Origin of the sequence: Amycolatopsis sp. NPDC048633 (assembly GCF_040650695.1) — a bacterium.
Lineage (GTDB): Bacteria > Actinomycetota > Actinomycetes > Mycobacteriales > Pseudonocardiaceae > Amycolatopsis.
Genome location: NZ_JBEZHS010000029.1, coordinates 1 through 20,035 on the forward strand (window position 1 = coordinate 1; position 20,035 = coordinate 20,035).

The 20,035-nt window shown below is 72.3% G+C and carries 20 protein-coding genes; 4 read left to right on the top strand and 16 right to left on the bottom strand.

The features are described from left to right. Positions 1-109 precede the first annotated feature (109 nt). The 5 genes from AB0C38_RS36430 to AB0C38_RS36450 all read right to left on the bottom strand — a co-directional run bounded on the left by AB0C38_RS36430 (position 110) and on the right by AB0C38_RS36450 (position 6,888). Complete coding sequence (locus tag AB0C38_RS36430; protein WP_360682302.1) at positions 110-1,225, bottom strand: family 2 encapsulin nanocompartment cargo protein terpene cyclase; 1,116 nt, start codon at positions 1,223-1,225, stop codon at positions 110-112. Positions 1,226-1,251: 26 nt separating this feature from the next. Beyond that, positions 1,252-2,103: a geranyl diphosphate 2-C-methyltransferase gene (locus AB0C38_RS36435; protein ID WP_360682303.1), complete on the bottom strand. Its 852-nt coding sequence runs from the start codon at positions 2,101-2,103 to the stop codon at positions 1,252-1,254. A gap of 255 nt (positions 2,104-2,358) precedes the next feature. Beyond that, a complete protein-coding gene (ligD, locus tag AB0C38_RS36440; protein ID WP_360682304.1) occupies positions 2,359-4,332 on the bottom strand; it encodes a DNA ligase D in 1,974 nt (657 codons plus the stop codon). Between the two features lie 43 nt (positions 4,333-4,375). Then, on the bottom strand, positions 4,376-5,941 hold the full coding sequence (locus tag AB0C38_RS36445; RefSeq protein WP_360682306.1) for an FUSC family protein: 1,566 nt from the start codon (positions 5,939-5,941) through the stop codon (positions 4,376-4,378). A 389-nt stretch (positions 5,942-6,330) separates the two neighbouring features. After that, positions 6,331-6,888, bottom strand: coding sequence for a helix-turn-helix domain-containing protein (locus AB0C38_RS36450; RefSeq protein ID WP_360682308.1), 558 nt, complete (start codon positions 6,886-6,888; stop codon positions 6,331-6,333). Positions 6,889-7,010: 122 nt separating this feature from the next. Here AB0C38_RS36450 and AB0C38_RS36455 point away from each other — a divergent pair, with 122 nt between their 5' ends. Beyond that, on the top strand, positions 7,011-7,715 hold the full coding sequence (locus AB0C38_RS36455; protein WP_360682310.1) for an alpha/beta hydrolase: 705 nt from the start codon (positions 7,011-7,013) through the stop codon (positions 7,713-7,715). 15 nt (positions 7,716-7,730) lie between these two features. Here AB0C38_RS36455 and AB0C38_RS36460 read toward each other — a convergent pair whose 3' ends face one another. The 9 genes from AB0C38_RS36460 to AB0C38_RS36500 form a co-directional block, all read right to left on the bottom strand. Further along, positions 7,731-8,936 (bottom strand): helix-turn-helix domain-containing protein, encoded by a 1,206-nt coding sequence (locus AB0C38_RS36460; RefSeq protein WP_360682311.1) that lies wholly within the window; start codon positions 8,934-8,936, stop codon positions 7,731-7,733. Positions 8,937-8,952: 16 nt separating this feature from the next. Further along, the gene (locus tag AB0C38_RS36465; RefSeq protein WP_360682313.1) at positions 8,953-9,669 is read right to left on the bottom strand and encodes an alpha/beta hydrolase; all 717 of its coding nucleotides are present in this window, start codon (positions 9,667-9,669) and stop codon (positions 8,953-8,955) included. 128 nt (positions 9,670-9,797) lie between these two features. After that, a complete protein-coding gene (locus AB0C38_RS36470; protein ID WP_360682315.1) occupies positions 9,798-10,748 on the bottom strand; it encodes a nitronate monooxygenase in 951 nt (316 codons plus the stop codon). Then, complete coding sequence (locus tag AB0C38_RS36475; RefSeq protein ID WP_360682317.1) at positions 10,745-12,325, bottom strand: AMP-binding protein; 1,581 nt, start codon at positions 12,323-12,325, stop codon at positions 10,745-10,747. The genes AB0C38_RS36470 and AB0C38_RS36475 overlap by 4 nt, the downstream gene beginning before the upstream one ends. Then, on the bottom strand, positions 12,322-13,074 hold the full coding sequence (locus AB0C38_RS36480; RefSeq protein ID WP_360682319.1) for an enoyl-CoA hydratase/isomerase family protein: 753 nt from the start codon (positions 13,072-13,074) through the stop codon (positions 12,322-12,324). The genes AB0C38_RS36475 and AB0C38_RS36480 overlap by 4 nt, the downstream gene beginning before the upstream one ends. Beyond that, positions 13,071-14,261: a CoA transferase gene (locus AB0C38_RS36485; RefSeq protein WP_360682321.1), complete on the bottom strand. Its 1,191-nt coding sequence runs from the start codon at positions 14,259-14,261 to the stop codon at positions 13,071-13,073. The genes AB0C38_RS36480 and AB0C38_RS36485 overlap by 4 nt, the downstream gene beginning before the upstream one ends. Further along, positions 14,258-14,983 (bottom strand): enoyl-CoA hydratase/isomerase family protein, encoded by a 726-nt coding sequence (locus AB0C38_RS36490; protein ID WP_360682323.1) that lies wholly within the window; start codon positions 14,981-14,983, stop codon positions 14,258-14,260. The genes AB0C38_RS36485 and AB0C38_RS36490 overlap by 4 nt, the downstream gene beginning before the upstream one ends. Then, positions 14,980-15,909, bottom strand: a complete 930-nt coding sequence (locus AB0C38_RS36495; protein WP_360682325.1) for a hydroxymethylglutaryl-CoA lyase — start codon at positions 15,907-15,909, stop codon at positions 14,980-14,982. Before AB0C38_RS36495 ends, AB0C38_RS36490 begins: the two co-directional genes overlap by 4 nt. Before the next feature lie 71 nt (positions 15,910-15,980). Further along, positions 15,981-16,463 (bottom strand): MarR family transcriptional regulator, encoded by a 483-nt coding sequence (locus tag AB0C38_RS36500; protein WP_360682327.1) that lies wholly within the window; start codon positions 16,461-16,463, stop codon positions 15,981-15,983. 100 nt (positions 16,464-16,563) lie between these two features. On the opposite strand from AB0C38_RS36500, the gene AB0C38_RS36505 reads away from it, so the two are divergent. Further along, positions 16,564-17,904, top strand: a complete 1,341-nt coding sequence (locus AB0C38_RS36505) for an MFS transporter (protein WP_360682328.1) — start codon at positions 16,564-16,566, stop codon at positions 17,902-17,904. Positions 17,905-17,992: 88 nt separating this feature from the next. Here AB0C38_RS36505 and AB0C38_RS36510 read toward each other — a convergent pair whose 3' ends face one another. Beyond that, complete coding sequence (locus tag AB0C38_RS36510; protein ID WP_360682330.1) at positions 17,993-18,208, bottom strand: hypothetical protein; 216 nt, start codon at positions 18,206-18,208, stop codon at positions 17,993-17,995. A 71-nt stretch (positions 18,209-18,279) separates the two neighbouring features. On the opposite strand from AB0C38_RS36510, the gene AB0C38_RS36515 reads away from it, so the two are divergent. Further along, entirely contained in the window at positions 18,280-18,519 is a 240-nt protein-coding gene (locus tag AB0C38_RS36515) for a hypothetical protein (protein ID WP_360682332.1), read from the top strand. Here the strand turns inward: AB0C38_RS36515 and AB0C38_RS36520 are convergent. Beyond that, on the bottom strand, positions 18,508-19,386 hold the full coding sequence (locus AB0C38_RS36520; RefSeq protein ID WP_360682334.1) for an RNA polymerase sigma-70 factor: 879 nt from the start codon (positions 19,384-19,386) through the stop codon (positions 18,508-18,510). The two genes, AB0C38_RS36515 and AB0C38_RS36520, sit on opposite strands and share 12 nt — an antisense overlap. A 153-nt stretch (positions 19,387-19,539) precedes the next feature. Between AB0C38_RS36520 and AB0C38_RS36525 the strand changes: the two genes are divergently transcribed. Beyond that, on the top strand, positions 19,540-20,013 hold the full coding sequence (locus AB0C38_RS36525; RefSeq protein ID WP_360682336.1) for a carboxymuconolactone decarboxylase family protein: 474 nt from the start codon (positions 19,540-19,542) through the stop codon (positions 20,011-20,013). Positions 20,014-20,035 lie beyond the last annotated feature (22 nt).

The window sequence follows — 20,035 nt, forward strand, 5'->3', positions numbered from 1 at the left end:
TCGTGGTGGCCAGGGTGCGGGCCGCGGCCCGCCCGAGGCTCAGCGGCGCCTGGTCGGATTCCACCGGGTCGGTGACAGTCACAGCGAGAACCACCTAATCATTCGTAGGTCAAGAGTGGTAACGAGGGTTGGTGGCGTGCCAGGTGAAGCCGCCGCCCATCCAGGAACGGACACCCACGAGGAACCGCTGCAGCTCCGGTGACGGCACCGCCATCAGCTCCCGGTGGCCGTCCTCGAACTCGTGGACGATCTTGTTGTGCAGCTCGACGGTGGCCTCGACGGCTTCGTCGAGCGAGCAGCCGCGGTCCGCGGCGATCTGCAGGACCATGTTGCAGACCGGCTTTTCGTCGGCGGCGTCCTTCGCGACCGAGTGGAGATCGTTGACCAGCACCGACGCCGTCCCGGCCCGCATCATCGCCTCCCGCACGCGCGGGTCGTAGTAGAACGGCGCGGCCAGCTCGTAGCCGCCGACGGCGTCGACGAGGGTCATCGACGTGTAGAAGCTGTCGTGCTGGCGGGCCGCCAGGTACTCCCAGGCGGGTGGGTAGCGGCCGGTGTGGCGCCACGCCGCGTAGGCGTCCCAGCTGACGAACATCGCGAACGTCGAGTAGCAGACCCGCTGGACCAGCACGGGGGAGCCGTGCCGGCCCAGGTGGTCGACCGCCGAGTGCAGCCCGACGAGGATCGGATCGGCTTGCAACGCTTCTTCGAGGGGCGCCGAGAACTCCCCGGCCGGCGCGACCGGGTCCATGGCCGCCATGACGAGCGCCAGGCGTGGCGGCAGTTCGGTCGGCGCCGCGCCCAGCGCGCTGTCGTCGGCGTAGAAGTCGTCCGCCGCCCACCAGACCGCGTTCAGCTGCGCCGCGACGAGCAGCCGGTCCGGGTCGTCGCAGTCGGTGTGGGCGAGCATCACCAGCCGGCCGAACCCGGCGTGGGCGATCTGCTCCAGGCCCGCGCCGGTGAACCCGCAGTCCGCGGCCCACGCGACCAACCGCCGGTCGACCTCCCCGGCGAGGCCGTCGTCGACGCGGCCCACGACCGGGCAGTACAACGGCGGCGCACTGCCGTCACCCCACGGCAGGTACGCGTAGGCCGGGTCCTGCCCGGGCGCCGGGGCGAACTGGGTCGCGATCCGCGCCGCCGACGTGCCGAGACCGAACGGCCCCGCCAGCAGCCCGGCGGCCCCTCCGGTGGTCCACTGTGGACACGCGGTGCCGGTCGTCATGGTGCTCTCCCTCGTCACCCGTCCGATCAGACGCGGTCGGCGGCGATGAGCAGGTAGTGGAAGCTGCCTTCGCGGTAGGCGGTCAGGAACGGCTTCTCGACCCCGGTGGCGACCGAGGACCGCTCCCGCAGCTCCCAGTACGGGATCGTCGCGGCCGTCAGGTCGACGACGTTGATCGGGACGAACCCGTTGTCCGACAACGCCTTGAAGTAGTCGCCGCGGGCGTGGATGTTGCAGATGTAGTGCTGGTCGATCTGGCTCACCGCCCGCGACCGGCCACCGGTGACGTCGTTGTAGCACCCGGTGATCGTGACGTACCGGCCGCCGGGCTTGAGCTGCCGCGCGTGCTCGGCGAACAGCTCGTGCAGGTCGACGTACATCGTGCTCTCGTTGTTCCAGATGCCCTGGAACGCCCCGGTTTCGAAGCCGGTGTCGAGCATGTTGCGCAGGTGGTAGCGGACCGAGCCGTCGATCCCGCGCTGCCGCACGTGCTCGTTGGCGAACCCGACCTGCTGCTCGGAGATGGAGATCCCGTCGACCTGGCAGCCGAAGCGCTGGTGGGCCATGACGCTGGTGCCGCCGCGGCCGCAGCCGGCGTCGAGCAGGCGGTCGGCCGGCCCGATCGGGCCGAGGTGGTCGAGGAGGACGTCGGCCTGCGCGGTTTCCAGGCGGTGCATCTCGTCGATGATCGCCTGGTCGCGCCGATCTTCGGGGGTGTCGAGAACGGCCGGGTCGTAGTCGCCGAGGCCGTAGTGGTGGTGGTAGAGACCGTCGACATCGCCCAGCCGGAGGTTCACCGGGTCCTTCTCCGCGTTCCAGTAGTCGGCGACCGACTGCTGGTACGCGGTGCGGGTCACGGGCTGGTCGAGAGCCGTCATCGAGAAACTCCTCATTCGATTTTCCTTGGCGGACAAGGAAACTTCCCGGGCGCCCGGCGTCGTCCCCTCGACACCGACGCTAGCGAGGAACGATTCGCGGGGACAAGGAGCTTCACTCGCGCTGGCCGGGCGTTGCCCGTCTGGCCCAGCGGCACCCCTGCGCGCGGTGGCCCGCGCCTGCCTCGAGAACCTCTTTCGAGACCGGCCGCACCTCGTTGGGATGACACGGTGCGACCCTCGGTCGTCACCGCCGGGTCAGGGGAGTGACACGCGGCTTTCGGTCAGCCCGGCGAGCAGATCACCGTACTCTTCGACGCGGTCGAGGACGTCGTCGGCGGTGAACGTCAGGTGGTTCACGTGGCGGCAGGCGCGGACCTCGTCCCACGTGACCGGCGTGGACACCGTCGGGTGGTCGCGGCCGCGCAGGGAGTACGGCGCGACCGTCGTCTTGGCCGGGTTGTTCTGGCTCCAGTCGATGAACACCCGGCCGCTTCGCTGCGCCTTCGCCATCACCGCGGTCACCGACTCGGGCGTCTCCCGGGCGAGCTGCTGCGCGAGCCGCTTGGCGTAGGCCGACGGCGCCGCCGGGTCGTCGGTCCGGATGCCACAGTACAGCTGCATCCCCTTGGACCCCGATGTCTTCGCGTACGGGGTCAGGCCGTCGGCAACCAGGACGTCGTAAAGGCGTTCGGCGACCCGGGAGCAGTCGACGACCGTCGTCCCCGGCCCGGGGTCCAGGTCGAACACCAGGCGGTCGGGTGGCTGCCGGGTCGCCGCCTCCACCGTCCACTGTGGAACGTGCAGCTCGAGGGCTGCCATGTTGGCCGACCAGACCAGTGCCGGGAGGTCGTCGAGGAGCGGGTAGTCGATGGTGTCGCCGCTGCCGCGGGAACCGGTGCTGGGCAGCCGGACCGTGCGCAGCCACGACGGCGCGCCGTTGGGGACGTTCTTCTCGAACCACTTCTGGCCGTCGACGCCGTTGGGGTAGCGGATGAACGTGACCGGCCGGCCGGCGAGGTGCGGCAGCAGGACGTCCGCGATCCGCGAGTAGTAGTTGATCACCTCGCCCTTGGTGAACCCGTCCGCCGGGTACAGCACCTTGTCCAGGTTGGACAACGTGAGCTGCCGGTTTCCGGCCTGCACGGTGATCTTCCGGCCCGCCGGTTCGGGCGGCGGCGGCGCGACCGGTTCCGCGGTGCCGGCGCGCGGGGCGAGCACGTCGCCGGGTTTCTTGTCCGCCCGCAGACCGCGCCACGCGGTGTGGCGGACGCGCCCGGCGCGCGTGAACTGGCGGTAGACGATCTCGCCGACGAACCGGGGTTCGACCCAGCGGGCGCGGACGGTGTCTTCGCGCGGCGGCGTCGTCACGAACGGGTGAGTGCGGCGTTCGAGCGGCTGGAGCCGGCCCATCAGGTCGGCGCGCGCGGCCTGGCTGAAGCCGGTGCCGACGTCGCCGATGTAGACCAGGCCGCCGGTCTCGGGATCGTGGGCGCCGAGCAGGAGGCCGCCGAGGGTGCCGGTGAAGCTGCGCTGGCCGGGGCGCCAGCCGCAGACGATCACCTCCTGGGTGCGGATCAGCGGGTGCTTGAGCCAGGAGTCCGGCCGCTGCCCGGGAAAATACGCGGAGCTGCGCAGTTTCGCGACGACGCCTTCGTAGCCCGCGGACGCGGCGTGGGCCAGGAAGTCCGCGGGTGAGCGGCGGTCGGCGGCGAGCTCGTCGAAGGTGACGGCGCGGACCACCGAGACCCGGTGGGGATCGGGCATCGGCAGGCCGGCCAGCAGGCGGCGGCGTTCGTCGTACGGCTCTTTGAGCAGGTTCCGGTCGCCGAGCCGCAGCAGGTCGAAGGCGAGGAAGCGGACCGGGACGTCGTCGAACTGCACGGTTTTCGGTGCGCTCTGGTGCCGGACCCAGCGGCCGCGGCGTTCCTGCATCAGCTCGAAGTCGATCCGGCCGTCGTCGCCGTAGACGACGACCTCGCCGTCGAGGTGGGCGGCCTGCCCGTCGAGGTCGAGGACGCCGGCCAGGCCGGCGAACTCGGCGGTGAAGTCGATGTTGTTGCGGCTGGTGAGCACGGTGGTGCCGTCCGGGGCGATCCGCATGGCGGCGCGGTAGCCGTCCAGTTTGTACTCGTAGGCCCACTCGGCGCCGCTGCGCAGCCGGCCGCCGTCGGCCTTGGCCAGCATCGGCTCGACCCACGGCGGGACGCCGGACGCGTCGTGAGCAGCCATGCCGAACCTCCGTCTGTGCTTTCCAGACGGTAACCCGTTCGGCCTAGTTCCGCTCGGTTTTCGCTGGTGAAGGCTCGCTGAACGCCGGTTCCCAGGTGTCGGCGAGCCGCGCGCCCGGGGCGGTCGCCCAGCAGGCCGCGAGGAGGTCGTAGCCCAGGTGGACGAGCTCGGCGTGGGCCGGCCAATGCCGCCGTGTCCAGGCGAGGTCGTTGTGGGCCGAGTCGATCGCCGCGCGGGTCGTGCCCTCCAGCTCGAACTGCAGGTCGCGCCGGCGGGACAGCGCCGCCGGGCCGGCCGCGAGCAGCGTCCGGGCCGCGGCGCGGACGCGGGACTCGGTCCAGTGGAACGTCTTGCGGTGCGCGTTCGGGGCGGCCAGGTACTGCGCCAGCATCGCGAGCGCGACGCCGATCAACGTCTCGACCAGGCGGTCGCGGATCACCGGGCCGACCGGGCCGGTCGCCGCGGCCCCGCCGGCCAGGAGCGCCACCGGCGTGATGAACACGACGGCGACCGCGTAGTTGCGCGGGACGAACAGCTCGATGCAGAACTGGAGCACCGCGACCGCGGCGACGAGCACGAGGCCGGCGGGTTCGGCCAGGGCCAGCGCGGCGAAGAGTCCCAGGCCGACGGCGGTGCCGGCGAAGCGCTGCAGGCCGCGCACGTTCGCGTGGACGCGGTCGGTGCCCTGCTGCAGGACGACCAGCGCGCTGAGGATCGCCCAGTGCGGGCGCGTCAGGCCGAGTGAGGCGCTGAGGCTGCCGGCGATCGCGCAGGTGACGCCCACGCGCAGCGCCGTCACGGTGGCGTGGGAGCGGAGGGACGCCGACCGTCGCAGCCGGTACCCGACGCCGGGGCGGGGGAGGGGGAGCGTGCCGGTTTCGTCTCCGGTCGCGTTCGCGAAGCTCCGGTGCGCGGTGATGAGCGTCGTCGCGAGTTCGGAGCCCGGGCCTTGGCGGGCGTCGTGGACGGCGTTCCACGCCGCCGAGATCGCGGAGCCCGCGTTGTGGCGGGTTTCCGCGCTGGGGTTTCCGGCGGCGGCATCGACGGCGGCGACCGCCTTCCGGACGGCTGCGCGTTCCGGCTTGCTCCTGCCGGCCATCGACACGATGACCGAGGACGCGCCGCCCAGCGCTGCGCAGCCGAGGAGGGCCGCCGGATCGGCGCCGGCTTCGGTGGCGACCAGGGCGCCGCCGCAGACGAGGGCGAAGAACAGCGCGCCGGGCGGCCCGAGGCGTAAGGCGTCGACGGTGTAGACGGCGAGGATCGCGACCGCGGTGACCACGACGATGACGGCCGCCTTGGTGCCGTGCGTTCCGACGGCGCTGCCGAGCCCGGCGGCGAGCAGCAGCATGGCGGCGGCGGTGAGGACCACCCGGGCGCGGACGCGGTAGGGGCGGCCTTCGCCGTAGAGGACGGCGAAGGCGCCGAAGGTGACGAAGAGCGCGATGTCGGCGTGGCCGGCGAGAACGACCCCGAGGCCGGGAATCCCGACGGCGGCCGCGGCCCGCAGCCCGGCACTCCACCGCCGCCCGGCGGCGGGGAGGGCGAAGAGCAACGCCCGCGACCGCACGACGCGGGGGAGCGGCTCTTCGGGCAGTTCGGACGACACGGCTGCCATTCCAGCACGGCCGGGGCAAGGGCCGTGAATGGCACATCTAGGGACTTCAAGTCCGGCGATGTGCCATTCACGGACTTCGCCGCCGGCTCCCGGGCCACATCGATCCCGGTTCGCTCGGGCGGGGTAGGAGTTTTCGGCGGCGGGTTCGCCGGCGCACGGTACGCCTCGCGCGGGGGAGAGGTCGGTGGGGTGTCTGTTCGGTTCGGTCGGGCGGGGTAGAAGTCTTCGGCGGCGGAATCGCCAGCGCGGTACGCCTCGCGTGGGGAACGAGGTCCGTGGGGTGTCCGCCTGGTTCGATTAGGCGGGGTAGGAGTTTCGGCGGCGGGTTCGCCGGCGCGCGGTATGCCTCGCGCGGGAAAGAGGGGCGTCGCCTGGTTCGGTCAGGCGGGGAAGAAGTCCTCGACCGCGCGCCGCAGCGTTGCCCTTACCGTCTCCGCGTCGTCCAGCTCTCCGCCGTGCAGGGCGCCGTCGCGGAGGAGTACCAAGACCCTCGCCGCGTGGTTCGGTTCCGGGTGGCCCAGGGCCGCCGCCTCGGTTCGGAGGATCTCGAAGAACCACTTGCGGTGGTCGTCGATCACCTGGCGGACCTGGGATCCGGGGTCCGGGTACTCCGCCGCCGCGTTGAGGAACTGACAGCCGCGGAAGTCGTCGCCGCACGTTGCGTCGCCCACCACCGCCAGCGCCGCGGCCAGGGCCTCGCGGGGCGGCTTGCCCGCGCGGGCCGCGTCGACCGCCTCGCGGATCTGCCGGCTCGTCTCCGCGAGGTACGCCGCCACCAGGTCGTCCTTCGTGGGGTAGTGCCGGTAGAACGTCGCCCGGGTCACGGCCGCCTCGGTGACCAGGCGCTCCACCCCCACCGCGTGGATGCCCTCCGCGTAGAAGAGCCGGGACGCGGTCGCCAGCAGCCGGTCCTTCGGGTGCACCTCGGCAGACGTCATCCGGCGAGCATAGAGAAAGAATGATCGTTCTGCCAGATCGGCTTCGTCACATTGCCACGGCGGCCCCGAGCGGTCAGAGTATGGAGACAGAAAGACCGATCGTTCTCCCTGAGGAGCCACTCATGAGCAAGCCCACCATCGTCCTGGTCCACGGCGCTTTCGCCGACTCGTCGAGCTGGACCGGCGTCGTCGCGAAGCTGCAGGAGCAGGGCTTCTCGGTCAAAGCAGTGGCGAACCCGCTGCACGGCGTCGAGTCCGACGCGGCGTACGTCGCGGACGTCGTCAAGAGCGTCGACGGCCCCGTGGTCCTCGCCGGCCACTCCTACGGCGGCGCGCTGATCACCCGCGCGGCCACCGACACGCCGAACGTCCGAGCCCTGGTCTACATCGCCGCGTTCCAGCCCGACGCCGGCGAGAGCGTCTTCGAGCTCTCCGGCCGCTACCCGGGCGCGAAGCTCGGCCCGGAGACCACGAACGTCCTCGTCCACGACGACGAGCCCGAGCTGTCGATCAAGCCGGCGGACTTCGCCGAGGTCTTCGCGGCCGACGTCCCGGCGGAGACCGCCGCGATCCTGGCGGTCGCCCAGCGGCCGGTCGCGCAGCAGGCACTGGCCGCGCCGTTCGAGGGCACGCCCGCGTGGTCGAAGCTCCCTTCGTGGACGCTGATCGCCAACCAGGACAACGCGATCCCGGCCGCGGCTCAGGAGTTCATGGCCGAGCGCGCGTCCTCGACGGTCCGCCGGATCGACGCGTCCCACGCGGTCGCGGTGTCCCAGCCGGCCACGGTGGCCGAGGTGATCGTGGCGGCGGCCGACGGCACGGAGTGAGCCGTCCGCCCGAGGTCACTGCGCGATGCCCAGCATCGCGGCTTCGAGCGCGATCAGGATCTCCGCGGTGGCCTTCGGGTCGCTGAGGGAGCGACCGGTGGCCGACTCGATCCGGCGCAGCCGGTGGCGGACGGTGTTGGGGTGACAGAACAGCACTCCCGCGGCGTCCGCCGCCGAACCCCCGCTGTCCCGCCACGCGGCCAGCGTCTCGAGGAGCATCTTGCTCTGCTCGGCGGGCAGGTCGAGGATCGGCCCGAGCACGGCCTGCCGGACCCGCCGCATCGCGTCGGGCGCGCTGACCGCCGCGACGGCCAGGGGAAAGTCGTCGAACATCGTGACGTGCGGGGTGCCGGCGACGGTGCTCGCCAGCGCGATGCGCGCGAAGCGCAGCGCGGCCGCCGTCTCCGTCAGCGCCGCATAGGGCGGGCTGACGCCGATCCGGCTGCGCGCCGACGCCGTCAAGGTCGACGTGAGCGGGCGCAGGTCGGCGTCGTTCTCGAAGCGGACGATCCCGATCTGCGCCTCCGGCAGCAGCCGCCAGGCCGAGCCGATGCGGCGGGCCCGCAAGCGGTTCTCGATGCCGGGCAGCGCCTCCTGGGCCAGGTGCACCGATTCGGCCGCGACCACGACGAACGGCCCGCGTTTGGGCAGGCGAAGCACATCCGCCACGTCCCAGACGGACGTCTCGTGCAGCGGCCGTCCCTCCAGGAGGGCGCCGACCAGTGCCGACCGCTCGCCCTCGTTCCGCAGCACCAGGGCCATCGTCGCCTCGCGGTGCGCGGCGGCCATCTCCTCGGCGAAGGTGTCGTGCGCGGACCAGAGGTCGGAGGCGGCGTCCACCAGCGCTTGGTCGGGGACCTGCTTCTGCGCGCGGGCGTGCTGCACGAGGCTGTGCCAGATCCGGCTGAACAGGACGCGGAACGCCGCCATGACGACCGACAGCGGCACCCCCTGCTCGGCCCGCAGGGCACCGGTCGTCCGGGCCGCCGCGACGTCGGCGAACCGGTCCTCCTGCAACGACCGGAGGACGTACTCGAGGTTGCCGCGCACGGATCGCCTCAGGTCGTCGGCCGGCACGACGCTGTGCGTGGAGTAGAACTCGACGCGGGCCTCGATCGCGGACGCGATCTCGTCCGCGAACTCGTCGATGGTGCCCAGCAACCGGCCGGCGAGTGCCACGAGCTCCGGATCCGGGCCGCCCGTGGCCTCGCGTCGCGTCACCGGATCAGCCTAATGCTCAGCCGCCCGCGGCGGTGACGATCAGGTCGATCGTCTCGGCAGGCTTGCTGATCATCGCGACGTGCGAGCTCGCGACCTCCACGGTGTGCGCTCCGGCGCGCTTCGCCATGGCTCGCTGGGCCTCCGGCGGGATCGTGGCGTCGTCGGCGGCCACCAGGTACCAGCTCGGGATGGCCCGCCAGCCGGGCACCCCGGTCGGAGCGGACAGGCACGAGAGGGCGAACCCGCGCTGGGCGAGGCCCATGAAGGCGGCGAGCTCGGCGTCCAGGTCGGCGCAGAACAGCCGGTGGAAGTGCGCCAGGTCCAGGTAGCCGTCGGCGTCACCGTCGAGCGCGCCCGGGTAGGGGCGCCGGACCAGACGGTCACCGAGCTCGCTCGTTCCCCCGCCCAGCGCGAAGGACTCGAGCAACGTCTCGCCCTCGTCCGGGGCGAACGCGGCGATGTAGACTAGCGCCCGCACGTTCGGGGCGCCCGTGCTCGCGTTGGTGATCACGCAGCCGCCGTACGAGTGGCCGACGAGCACGACGTCACCTTCGATCGTCGACACGAAGTCCCTGATGTAGCCGGCATCGGCGGCGACCCCGCGCAGCGGGTTGGCCGGAGCGAGGACCTGGTACCCGCGCGTACGCAGGCCGTCGGCCACCGCCTGCCAGCCGGAAGCGTCGGCGAACGCGCCGTGGACCAGGACAACGGTGGGTAGTGCGGGAGCGGTCATGACCAGCCTCGTTCCGGTGCGGGGGAAAGAACTGCCGCTCACCACGGTGCAGCAGGGCACGCGTTCGGGCGATGTTCCCGATCACCCTGAACGAGGCCGTTCGTTGTCCGTCCGGACAACCCGCGGCCTCAGGTGACCGGCGGCAGCCCGGCCCGCGCTTCCCCGTACTCCCGCACGATCCGCGTCACGATCTCGGCCGCCGGGAGCACCTCGTCGACGAGCCCGGCCGACTGCCCCGCTTCGAGCTTGCCCTCCGCGACGTCGCCGTGCAGGGCGGCGTCCTTCAGGGAGGAAGCCTGAAAAGTCTTACGCCGCAACGACTCTTCCGCACCCGATGTCTCCAGGGACAGCATCCGCGCGGTGAAGTCGTTGTCCAAAGCTCGGATGACGCCCAAGCCCTGACCCACCGTCCGCGTGCCGTCGACACCGGCCGAGAGCACCGCCTGCTTGTACGCGGAATGCACGGAAGCCTCCGTACTGGCCAAGAACCGCGTACCGAACTGCGCGGCACCGGCGCCGAGGGCGAGCATCGCCGCCAGGCCGAAACCGTCCGCGACGCCGCCCGAAGCGATCAACGGCAGGGGAACCGCCCGGGCCACCGCGCGCACCAGCACCGACGTCGCGACCATCGCGGGCGGCGGGTGCCCGCCCGCCTCCGCGCCGACGACGACCAGTCCGTCGACGCCGGCGGCAGCCGCCTTGAGGGCGTGCGGAACTCCGGCCACCACGTGCAGGCAGCGCGTCCCCACGTCATGGAATCGTGCCAGGTACCGCCGCGGCCCGCCCTGCGAAGCGATCAGGACCGGCGGCCGGTGGCGCAGCACCAGGTCGATCACCTCGTCGACGCCGGCGCGGTACAGCGGGAGGTTCACGGCCCACGGCTTGTCCGTGCCCGCCGCCATTTCCGCCAGCACACGGGAAAGATCGGGCAGCCGCATCGGGCCCGCCGCCACGACGCCGAGGCCGCCCGCGTTCGACACGGCCAGCGGCAAGGCCGAACTCGACGACGCCCACGACATCCCGGCCTGCACGATCGGCAGGTCGATGCCCAGCAACCGGGTCACCGAAGTGGAAATCACGCCTCCTCCAGCAGGGAACGCGCGTGGGCGGCCAGCCGGTTCTTCTGCACCTTCGAGCTCGCCGTCATCCCGATGCCCTCGAACCCGTCGACGATCCGCAGGTGCCGCGGCACCTTGAACCCCGCCATCCGCGCCCGCGCCCAGCCCAGCAGCTCGGCCTCGGTGACCTCCGGCGACGTCAGCACGACGAACGCGAACGGCACCTCGACCAGCCGCGCGTCCGGGACGCCGACGACCGCCGCCTGCCGGACCAGCGGGTGCCGGTGCAGGGTGTCCTCGATGTCCGCCGGCGCGACGTTCTCGCCGCCGACGCGGATGATGTCCTTCGTCCGGCCGGTGAAGTGGAACCGCCCGGACTCGTCGAGCAGGCCGACGTCACCGGTGGACAGCCAGCCGTCGGCGTCGATCGTCTCGGCCGTCTTCACCGGGTCGTCGAGGTAGCCGACCATCACGTTCCAGCCGCGCACCAGCACCGCGCCGGGCTCGCCGGGACTGCAGTCGCGGTCGGCGTCGAACGCGCGGATCCGCACCTCGACCCCCGGCTGCACGGCCATCGCCCCGGACGCACGGATCTCCGGAGACTCCCACCACGCCGACTGCGCGACGTTCGGCGAAGCCTCGGAAAGCCCATATCCCGCAACGCATTCGTGCGCGCCCAGCTCGTCGATGACGCGCCGGATCACGGTCGGCGACGCCGCCACCCACGCGCCGCGCAGGACCAGCCGGCGCTGCGGACGCGAGGGGTGGTTGAGCAGAAGCAACGCGATGGTGTCGTTGCCGGAGAAGTGCGTGCAGCGCTCGGCTTCCAGGAGCCGCAGCGCTTCCTCCGGCTCGAACTTCGGCATGGTCACCAGCGTCGTGGCGTGCTGGGCCGACGCGAGCACCGACAGCGTGCTGCCGGCGACGTGGAAGAACGGCCGCGCCGAGTGGAACCGGTCGCCCGCCCGCAGACCCATGCGCATCCCGGAGAAGAACGCGTCCGCGCACATGCTGCGGTGCGTGAGCAGGACGCCCTTCGGTCGCGACGTCGTCCCGGACGTGTACTGCACCAGCAGGATGTCGTCCGGAGAACCGACCGGCGCGGGAGCCTCCGACGAAACGGAAAGGAACTCGTCCCACGAAGAAGCGAAAGAAGGAACGTCGTCGCCGAGCACGACCACCTTCTCCAACGACGGAAGGGAGTCGACGCCGATTTCCCGCAGCAGCTGGGCGAAGTCGACGTTGAGCACGCGCGAAGCGACGAACAGCGTCCGCACCTGCGCGTGCTCGAGCGTGTAGCGCACCTCGTCGGCGGTGAACCGGGTGTTGACCGGCACGGCGACCGCGCCCGCCGCCCCGATCGCGTGGAACAGCGCCACCCAGTCCGGCCCGTTGCCGAGGCAGATCCCGACGCGGTCGCCGCGGCCGATCCCGGCGGCCGCGAGCCCCGCGCGGATCCGGGAGACCCGCGTGGCCAGCTCGCCGTAGGTGACCCGCTCCGTGGCCGTGACGACGGCTTCGACGTCCGGCGCGAGCAGGGCCGCGCGGGCGAGGACCTCGTGGGTCGTCAGCGGGCAGGCGGTGCGCAGGCCGGTCATCGCGGTTCTCCGTTCCCGGCGGTGAAGCGGGCGACGCCGTCGCGCCAGCCGCCGTCGGCGAGGCACTGTTCGATGGCGGCCAGCTCGATTCGGATCCCGCGGTCCAGGTCGGTTTCCGAGCCGAGGTCGACCGCGCGCTTGGTCAGCGAGATGGCCAGCGGGGGCGCCTTGGCGATGCTCGCGGCCGTCTCGTCCCCGGCCGCGCGCAACTCGTCGGCCGGGACGACACGCGTGACGACGCCCAGGTCGGCGGCCTCTTCCGCGTCGAGCGCGCGGTTGGTGAACAGCAGCTCCTTGGCCCGGCGCTTGCCGATGGCGCGCTGCAGGCGCTGGGTCGCGCCGACGGTGCCCCAGTGCGGCTCGGGGAACCGGAAGACAGTTCCCGAAGCAGCCAGCGCGAAGTCGGCCGCGAGGGTGATCTCCCCGCCCGAGCCGACGACGGCGCCCTGCACCAGGGCGACGACCGGCACCCGGCACTGCTCGATGGCCGAGTACGCGGCGAAGGCGGCGACGCGGCGGCGTCGCACCCAGGCGGCGTCCTTGCCGGTGCGTTCCTTGAGGTCGGCGCCCGCGCAGAACACCGGCCCGCGCCCGCTCAACAGGACCACCCGGACGTCGTCGTCCAGCGACTCGAACGCTTCGCGCAGCTGGTGGCACATCAGCAGGTCGAGGGCGTTGCGGGCCTCCGGACGCGCGAGCTCGACGCGCGCGATCCCGTCGGTGACGTCGAGGTGGACTCGCTCGGTCATCGGATCACTCCCTCGGTGCGCAGGTCCTCGATGTCGGCGGGGGAGAGTCCCAGCTCCGCCAGGACTTCGCCGGTGTCGGCGCCGAGCTGAGGCGGCACGCCCACGCTCAACGGCTCCCCGCCAGTCTCACGCAGGGGCGTCCGCAGCGCCGGGAACGTCCCCTCCGCGGGGTGGGTGAACTCGCCGACGACCCCGCGCGCGACGGCGTGCGGGTCGGCGAGGGCTTCCCGGACCGACCGGACCGCGCCGGCCGGGACGTCGGCGGCGCGCAGCTCCTTCACGAGCGGGTCGCGGTCGTGCTGGGCGATCGCGCCGCGCAGGGCCTTCATCACGCGGGCGCGCTGTTCGACGCGGCCGGAGTTGCCGCCCAGCGCGGGATCCGCGGCGAGGTCGTCAAGCCCGAGGACTGTGCACAGTGGACCCCAGTGCTGGTCGCTGCCGCTGATGTGCAGCCATTCGCCGTCGCCGGCCTGGAACGCCGCCGACGGCACCCGGCCGGGGTGCTCGGTGCCGGTCCGCACGGGATCCTCGCCGAGCGCGAAGAGCCGGGCCGCGTTGAGCGCGTGCAGGCTCAGCTGGACGTCCATCATGGACACGTCGAGGTGGCGGCCCCGCCCCGAGGCCGCCCGGCCGGCCAGCCCGGTGAGCACCGCGATGACCACCCAGAGCCCGGACGTCAGGTCCGCCACCGGGATCCCGGTCTTCGACGGCGGCCCGGCCGGCTCGCCGGTCATCGCCATCACGCCGGACAGCGCCTGGAACACCGTGTCGTAGCCCTTGCGGTCGCGGTCCGGGCCGGTCTGCCCGAACCCGGTCGCGGACACGTAGACCAGCCCGGGGTTCCCGGCGGCGAGGTCCGCGTACCCGAGGCCGAGGCGGTCCATCGCGCCGGGCAGGAAGTTCTCGACGACGACGTCGGCGCGGGCCGCCAGCTTGCGGGCCACCTCCTGGCCGCGGGGGTCCTTGAGGTCGAGCGTCACGGACTTCTTGCCGCGGTTGAAGGCGAAGAAGTAAGCGCTCTCGCCGTGGGGGAGACGGGGTTCGAAGCCGCGGGTCTCGTCCCCGGACACCGGGCGCTCGACCTTGACGACGGTGGCGCCCAGCTCGGCCAGCACCTGCGTGGCCAGGGGAGCGGCGAGGACGCGGGAGAAGTCCAGCACGGTGACGCCGGAGAGCGGGCCGGTCATGCGCGGAACCCCCGCATCAGCGCGTTGACGTCCTGCCCGGCGCGCATCGCGGCGTCCGTCGGCAGGTCGGCGACGCGGTAGAACAGGTCCTTGGCGGCGGCGATGGCCCGCGGCTCGACCTTGGCCCAGTGCTCGGCGATCTCCAGCGCGGCGGGCAGCACCTCGTCCGGCTCGACGACGCGGTTGACCAGGCCGCGCTCGACCGCTTCGGCGGCGGTGAGCAGGCGGCCGGTGCTGACCAGCTCGAACGCGAGCTTGCGGCCGAGGTGCTGGACGAGCCCGGTCATCACGAGCGCCGGGACGATGGAGTGCTTGAGCTCGGGGTAGCCGAACTTGAGGTCGGTCCCGGCGACGACCATGTCCGCGCCGATCGCCAGGCCCGCGCCGCCGCCGACCGCGGCCCCGCGTACGGCCGCCACGACCGGCACGCGCAGTTCCCGGGCCTGGATCTGCAGTTTCGCGGTGAGCGCGGCGCGTTCCAGGACGGCGTCCGGCTGGTCGGGCGTCAGCGAAGAGAACTCGCCGAGGTCCGCGCCCGCGCAGAAGCCGCGGCCGGCGCCGGTGAGCACGACCGCGCGGACGTCCCGGTCGGCGTCGGCGGCGGTGAAGGCTTCACTGAGCGAGCGGGTCAGCGCCGTGTTGAGGGCGTTGAGCTTCTCGGGCCGGTTCAGCGTCAGGACGCGGACGGGGCCGTGGTCCTCGATCGCGAGGGGGACGGTCACGGGTTCTCCTGGTTCGGGGTCGGGGCGAAGCCGGCGCGGGCCACCATGCTGTGCAGGGGCCGGCCGAGCGCGTCTTCGCAGGCGGCCGAAGCCTTGGCCAGCAGGTCGAGGTCGATACCGGTGTCGACGCCCATCGCGTCGAACAGGCTGACCAGGTCCTCGGTGCAGACGTTGCCGGTGAGCCCGGCGCCGTACCGGATGGCCGACGGGTGGCCGCCGACGCCGCCCATCGCGGTGTCGAAGTTCCGGCAGCCGGCGTCGAGGGCCGCGACGGCGTTGGCGATGCCGGTGCCGCGGGTGTTGTGGAAGTGCGCGACCACAGGCACCCCGGCGTCCAGCCGGGCGAAGAGCGCCCGGACCGAGGGCGGGGTCGCGACGCCGGTCGTGTCGCCCAGGGTGACCAGGTCGGCGCCGAGTCCGGCGAAGCGGGCGACGTCCTCGGCGACGCGGCCGGGGTCGACGGCGCCTTCGAACGGGCAGCCGAACGCCACCGAGACGACCCCGACGAGCTTGAACCGGCCGCCGGCCAGCCGGACCATCTCCTCGACCCGCTCCCACTGCCCGGCTCTCGACGTGCGGAGGTTGCGCTCGGTGTGGCTTTCGCTGGCGGAGACCAGCAGGCTCAGCTCCTCGGCGCCGTGCCCGGCGTCGAGGTCGTCGAGGGCGCGCTGAACCGCGCGCGGGTTCGGGCAGGTCGCCTTGAACGTGACCCCGGGATGACGCCGGATCTTCGCCAGGACCTCGGAGGCGTCGGAAAAGCCGGGCACCCGCTCGGGGTGGCTGTAGCTGGTCGCCTCGATGCGCCGGAACCCCGCGTCCGCGAAGGAGCCCAGCAGCGCGACCTTCGTCGCGGTCGGCACGAACTCCGGCTCGTGCTGCAGCCCGTCGCGGGCGAAGCACTCGCAGATCGTGACGGCGTCGGGCATTGGGCCACCTCCTGTTCGGTGGCTCCAGAACTACGCGGACCTGTTGATAAAGTCAACAGTCGACGTCGGTGCTAGTCGTCGGAGTGGGCGCGCTCACGTTCTTCGACGGCCAGCGCCAGGTCGGCGAGTTTGTCCAGCGCGCCGCTCAGTGTCGCCGCCTCTTCGGGGGTCAGTGCGGCGAGGAACTCCGCGTCGCGCTCGTTCGCCGCGGCGATCAGGCCCCGGTAGACGCGGGTGCCCTCGCCGGTCAGGGCGAGCTGGGACGTGCGGCCCGAGCCGGCCGTCCGGTCGACCAGGCCGCGCTCGGTGAGGCGGCTGACCACCCGGCTCATCTGCGCTTTGTCCAGCCCGGCCCGGCGGGCGAGGCGGTTGAGTGTCAGGGTGGGATCGGCGGCGATGAGCGAGATCGCCCGCCATTCGCCGAGGCTGACGTCGAACTCCCGCCGGTAGCGCAGCGCGGCGCTGCGCGACATCGCAGACGACGTGCGGGAGAGCCGGTAGGAGAGGAGTCCGGAGATCGGCACCAGGTCGCGGCCGTCCGCGCGTTCCGCCATGCCGGTCATCGTAGCCGTTGCCGATCTGGTGTTGACAAACACAACACCAGTTGCCGACACTTCAGCCGCACGCCCCGCCTGACGAAGGAGTCGAGTAGCCGTGGCCGAACACCCCGCCGTCACCGGACGGCCACCAGCGGTCGGCGGTGCCGACCGCGCGTCCACCTACCGGACCATCGCCCTGCGGGTCATGCCGCTGCTCGTGGTCTGCTACGTCGTCAGCTTCATCGACCGGACGAACATCGGCATCGCGCAGCAGGGCCTCAAGCGCGACCTCGGGTTCGGCTCGGCGGTCTACGGGCTGGGCGTCACGCTGTTCTTCGTCGGGTTCATCCTCTTCGAGGTCCCGAGCAACGCCCTGCTGGCGAAGATCGGCGCCCGCAAGACGCTGGTCCGGATCATGGCGACCTGGGGCGTCGTCACGATCGTGACGTTGTTCGTGCGGGACGAAACCACGTTCTACGTCGCCCGGTTCCTGCTCGGCGTGGCCGAAGCGGGCTTCTTCCCCGGGGCGCTCTACCTGCTGTCGCGGTGGTTCCCGTCCGCGCGCCGGACGCGGATGACCGCGGTGTTCTTCATCGGCGTCCCGGTGTCGGGGGTGCTCGGCTCGCTCGTCTCCGGCTGGATCATGCACGCGCTCGGCGGCGTCGCCGGCCTGGCCGACTGGCAGTGGCTGTTCCTCATCGAAGGCGTCCCGCCGATCCTGCTCGCGGTGCTGGTGGCGTTCTTCCTCGTCGACGAACCGGAGCAGGCGAAGTGGCTCAGCCCGGCGCAGAAGGCGCTCGTGCGGGCCGACCTGGAGGCCGAGCGGCGGTCGAAGGAAGAGCCGGAAGCGCGGCACGGCGGCATGCTTTCGGCGCTGCGCGACCCGAAGGTCTGGATCCTCGGCCTGTGCGCGTGCGGGGCCTACACGCTGGCCAACGCCGTTTCGTACTGGACGCCGCGGATCATCGCCGAGGCCGGCGTCGGCGACGTGCTGAACCTCGGGTTCTTCTCGGCGATCCCGCCGCTGCTCGGCATCGTCGTGATGCTCGTGGTCGGCCGCCACTCCGACCGCACCCTGGAGCGCCGCTGGCACGCGGCGCTGAGCTGGCTGGTGGCGGCCGCGGCGATGCTGGCGCTGGCCTTCTCCGGCGGCAGCGTCCTGGTGGTGGTCATCCTGCTCGCGGTGATGGCGGCGGCGCACTATTCGGGCCTGACGGTGTTCTACTCGATCCCGTCGATCTACCTGAGCGAACGCGCGGCGGCGACGGGCATCGCGGTGGTGACGTCGATGGGCTCGTTCGCGGCCGCGGCGTCGCCGTCCTTGCTGGGTTTCATCCAAGAGGCGACCGGCAGCCTTTCGCTGGGGCTGGTGATCAGCGCGGGGATCGTGCTGCTCGCCGTGGTCGTCCTCCTGGTCGGCGTGAAAGCGAAGGACCTCAAAGAGAAACACGGCTGAGCTGGCCGGGTGACCCTCGAGACGATCGCGCGGGTGCCGGCCGGGTTCCCGGTCGAACGCTCGCCGCGATCGGCGCCGGAGCCGACACTTACGACCCCGGCAGGCCTTGGCGGCGGCACCAGCGGACGCCCGCGGCGGCCTGGCACCCGGAGGAGCCACTGCTCGTGGTGACCGGGACGTCCACAATGGACGTCCCGGCCGGCTCCAGGTGTTCGAGTTCCCCTCGCTGCGCCGGGTCCTGGCGACGGGCCTCGACTCGCGCACGCCGTCGCGTTCGCCGCCGGTGCCCGGTGGACCGGGGCATCGGACGGCACGCTCCTCGGCATCGACTTCGACCGCCTGACGACCGTCGAGCATTCACTGGGCGGCGCCCCGGTGACGGCGCTGGCCGCCACGGCGGAGGGTGAACTGGTCGCCGCCGCCGGGAGTGAGCTCACGGTGCTCGGCCGGCCGGCGGCCACGCCGGATCCCGGAGCGTCGCGGGTGGCGGAGTTCCTCGGCACGACGACCGAGGTGGCCGAGGGGGACGAACTCGACGAGGTGCCCGCGGCCCTCGACCCGGAACCGACCTGGCTGCGGCTGCGGGCGGCGCTCGACGCGCGGTCAGCGCCGTAGCGTCGTCTCCTCGTTCAGTCGCGACAGCTTTTCGGGGTTGCGCACCGCGTACAGGCCCGTGATGAGCCCGTCGTCGATGCGCACCGCCAGCACGGTGTCGACCTCGCCGTCGCGGCGCAGCAGCAACGCCGGGTAGCCGTTGACCTGGGCCGCCGTCAGCGTCCCGGCGGCGAAGTTGCCCAAGCCGGCCGCCAGCAGGCGAGCCACGGCGGCCGCTCCCACGACCGGCTCCGGCACCGCCTGCACGACTCCGCCGCCGTCGCCCAGGAACACGACGTCCGGGGCGAGGATGTCCAGCAGGTGCTGCAGGTCGCCCGTCTCGACCGCGCGCTGGAACGCCGCCAGCGCGTCCCGGGACGTCGCGGGGGAGACGTCGCCCCGCGGCCGGCGCGCGGCGACGTGGGAGCGGGCCCGGTGGGCGATCTGGCGGACCGCTGCCGAGGTCTTGCCGACGGCTTCGGCGATCTCGTCGTAGCCCAGGTCGAACACCTCGCGCAGCACGAACACCGCGCGCTCGGCCGGCGTCAGCGTCTCCAGCACCAGCAGCATCGCCATCGAGACGCTGTCGGCCAGCTCGACGTCTTCGGCGACGTCGGGCGCGGTCAGCAGCGGCTCGGGCAGCCACGGGCCGACGTAGGACTCCTTGCGCCGGGCATGAGTCCGCAGCCGCATCAGCGCCTGGCGCGTGGTGACCCGGACCAGGTACGCGCGCTCGTCGCGCACGGCGGCGAGGTCCACGCCCACCCAGCGCAGCCAGGTCTCCTGCAGGACGTCCTCGGCGTCGGCGGCCGAGCCGAGCATCTGGTAGGCGACGGTGAACAGCAGGTTCCGGTGGGCGAGGAACGCCTCGGTGGCGGGGTCGGCCATGGCGGCTCCTCTTTCGGTCTCGCGGAGTTTCCCACCAGATGCCGGCCGCGGCCGCGGTGTGACAGTGACCGTCGTCACGTTCCGGTGGTGTCACAGGCGAAGGGGCGTCCGGCATCTCCTGGTCGTCCGGTCCACGACCCCGAAAGAGGAACCATGGAATCCCGATTCAACCTGGTCGAGAACGAAGTCGGCGCCAAGTTCGCCAAGCGGTTCGGCACCGCGAGCCTGGCGATCATCCAGTCGTCGCTGCCGAAGGTCACCCAGGAGCTGGTGTCGCTGCGCGTCAGCCAGGTCAACGGCTGCGGCTGGTGCGTCGACATCCACACCAAGGAGCTGGCCGCGGCCGGGGAGACCGCGGTGCGGATCAACCTGGTCGCCGCCTGGCGCGAGGCCACGGTGTTCACCGAGGCCGAGCAGGCCGCCCTGGCGCTGGCCGAGGAGGGCACCCGGATCGCCGACGCCCACCCCGGCGTCTCCGACGACACCTGGGACCGCGTGCGCAAGCACTACGACGACGACCGGACGGCCGCGCTGGTCGCGCTCGTGGCCCAGATGAACTCGGCCAACCGGCTCGCGGTGATCCTGCACCAGAAGGGCGGGGCGTACGAGCCCGGCATGTTCGGCTGAGGAGTCTCACCGGCCCGGGATC

Coding starts and splice junctions, on each gene's coding strand:
- AB0C38_RS36430 (WP_360682302.1), bottom strand. CDS start 1,225: ATGACGACCGGCACCGCGTGTCCACAGTGGACCACCGGAGGGGCCGCC.
- AB0C38_RS36435 (WP_360682303.1), bottom strand. CDS start 2,103: ATGACGGCTCTCGACCAGCCCGTGACCCGCACCGCGTACCAGCAGTCG.
- ligD (WP_360682304.1), bottom strand. CDS start 4,332: ATGGCTGCTCACGACGCGTCCGGCGTCCCGCCGTGGGTCGAGCCGATG.
- AB0C38_RS36450 (WP_360682308.1), bottom strand. CDS start 6,888: ATGACGTCTGCCGAGGTGCACCCGAAGGACCGGCTGCTGGCGACCGCG.
- AB0C38_RS36455 (WP_360682310.1), top strand. CDS start 7,011: ATGAGCAAGCCCACCATCGTCCTGGTCCACGGCGCTTTCGCCGACTCG.
- AB0C38_RS36465 (WP_360682313.1), bottom strand. CDS start 9,669: ATGACCGCTCCCGCACTACCCACCGTTGTCCTGGTCCACGGCGCGTTC.
- AB0C38_RS36475 (WP_360682317.1), bottom strand. CDS start 12,325: ATGACCGGCCTGCGCACCGCCTGCCCGCTGACGACCCACGAGGTCCTC.
- AB0C38_RS36480 (WP_360682319.1), bottom strand. CDS start 13,074: ATGACCGAGCGAGTCCACCTCGACGTCACCGACGGGATCGCGCGCGTC.
- AB0C38_RS36485 (WP_360682321.1), bottom strand. CDS start 14,261: ATGACCGGCCCGCTCTCCGGCGTCACCGTGCTGGACTTCTCCCGCGTC.
- AB0C38_RS36495 (WP_360682325.1), bottom strand. CDS start 15,909: ATGCCCGACGCCGTCACGATCTGCGAGTGCTTCGCCCGCGACGGGCTG.
- AB0C38_RS36500 (WP_360682327.1), bottom strand. CDS start 16,463: ATGGCGGAACGCGCGGACGGCCGCGACCTGGTGCCGATCTCCGGACTC.
- AB0C38_RS36510 (WP_360682330.1), bottom strand. CDS start 18,208: ATGCCCCGGTCCACCGGGCACCGGCGGCGAACGCGACGGCGTGCGCGA.
- AB0C38_RS36520 (WP_360682334.1), bottom strand. CDS start 19,386: ATGGCCGACCCCGCCACCGAGGCGTTCCTCGCCCACCGGAACCTGCTG.
- AB0C38_RS36525 (WP_360682336.1), top strand. CDS start 19,540: ATGGAATCCCGATTCAACCTGGTCGAGAACGAAGTCGGCGCCAAGTTC.